At 75.9% G+C, this 1438-nt stretch carries 2 protein-coding genes and 1 pseudogene; 1 reads left to right on the plus strand and 2 read right to left on the minus strand.

Annotation, left to right across the window (positions count from 1 at the left end; genetic code table 11):
• A partial coding sequence (locus AB0J52_RS40470) for a hypothetical protein (RefSeq protein ID WP_500188513.1) occupies window positions 1-421 on the plus strand: 421 nt, incomplete at its 5' end.
• Between the two features lie 25 nt (window positions 422-446).
• On the opposite strand, the gene AB0J52_RS40475 is transcribed toward AB0J52_RS40470, so the two are convergent.
• Window positions 447-1226, minus strand: coding sequence for an Fpg/Nei family DNA glycosylase (locus tag AB0J52_RS40475; RefSeq protein WP_500188514.1), 780 nt, complete (start codon window positions 1224-1226; stop codon window positions 447-449).
• A gap of 4 nt (window positions 1227-1230) precedes the next feature.
• A pseudogene (locus AB0J52_RS40480) lies at window positions 1231-1438 on the minus strand (transcriptional regulator); the annotation flags it as partial.

Genomic DNA, 1438 nt, shown 5'->3' on the forward strand with positions numbered 1-1438 from the left:
GCGGCGAGTCTCACTCTTGGAAGTGGAAGCCGGTGTTCCTGGGAGGAACGGATATGGACAGGGCGGGATCGGCCTGCTGGTCACCGCCGCCGGGAACCCGGTCTGCTTCGTCACGGGCGCGGTGCTGACCGTCGCGGGCGGCTGGGGCTGGACCGGCCTGCTGTTCGCCGCCGTGCTGCGGGTGCTGCCCGGCGAGGGGGCGCGCGCGGGCGGCCAGGTCCAGCTCGGGCTGTTCGCCGGCGCGGCGATCGCCCCGTTCGCCTTCGGCGCGGTGACCGGCGCGCTCGGCCTCTCGTCCACGCTGCTGATCGCGGCTGTCGTCGTGGTGCTCGGCGCGGTCGCCATGGTCGCCGGGACGGTCCTGCTCGGACGGACCGAGGAGCCCGCCGTCCCGGAAGCCCCCGCCCCCGTCGCCGCTTAGCGATGAGCCGGCGCGCCGTGGCCGGTCAGGGCTCGGGCTGGCAGCGCGGACACCAGAAGGTGACCCGCTCGCCGGTGACCGGGCCCTGGTCGGCGCGCCGGACGCGGGCGCCGCAGCGCAGGCACGCCCGCCCCGCCCGGCCGTAGACCCAGTGGCGGCGTCCGGGCCGCAGGTCGCCGGTGGTGACGTGGCCGTGCCGCAGCTTGTTGGCCTCCAGGAGCCGCCGGGCGAGCCCGACCATCGCGTCCGGGTCGCGGACGGCGCCCACCGGCGTCCACGGGTGCACCCCGCGCAGGAACAGGATCTCTGACTTGTAGACGTTGCCGATCCCCGCCAGCAGCGTCTGGTCGAGCAGCGCCTCCCCGATCGCGCGGCCGGGCTCCCGGGTGAGCCGCCGGACGGCCTCGGCGGCGTCCCAGCCGGGGCCGAGCAGGTCGGGGCCGAGACCGCCGACCGCCCGGTCCTCCTCGTCGGTGCGCAGCACCTCGACCGTGCCGAGCGAGTAGCCCGCCGCCATCCACTCGGCGTTCGCCAGCACGAGCCGCACCCGGTGGTCGCGCGGCGGCGGCCCGGCAGGGCGGATCCGCCACTCGCCCTCCATCTTCAGGTGCGTGTGGACGGTCAGCCCGCCCTCGACCCTGGCCAGCAGGTGCTTGCCGCGCGGGACGACGTCGTCCACCACCCGGCCGCGCAGGTCGAGCGTGGCGTAGCGGGGGACGCGGAAGTCCGAGAGCGTGAGCGGCCGTCCGGCGAGCGCGTCGCGCAGTCGCCGGGCGGCCAGGAAGATCGTGTCGCCCTCGGGCATCGGTTCAGATCAGGGAGGGGCTCTCCCAGGCGGCCGGATCCTCGGTCAGCTTGCGGACCTGTTCCGGCAGCTCGCCGGACGCGATGTGCGCCAGCGTCACCTGCTCCAGGATGGCGCGCTCGCTGGCGCGCAGCGCGATCCAGACGTCCTGGAGGGACGCCGCCGGACCTTCGTAGCCGACGTGCTCGGGGCGCTCGCCCCGGACGCCGAGC

The organism is Spirillospora sp. NPDC049652, from assembly GCF_040675125.1.
Classification (GTDB): domain Bacteria; phylum Actinomycetota; class Actinomycetes; order Streptosporangiales; family Streptosporangiaceae; genus Spirillospora.

Excerpts from the sequence above, each read along its gene's own strand:
- AB0J52_RS40475 (WP_500188514.1), bottom strand. The coding sequence starts at position 1,226 with ATGCCCGAGGGCGACACGATCTTCCTGGCCGCCCGGCGACTGCGCGAC.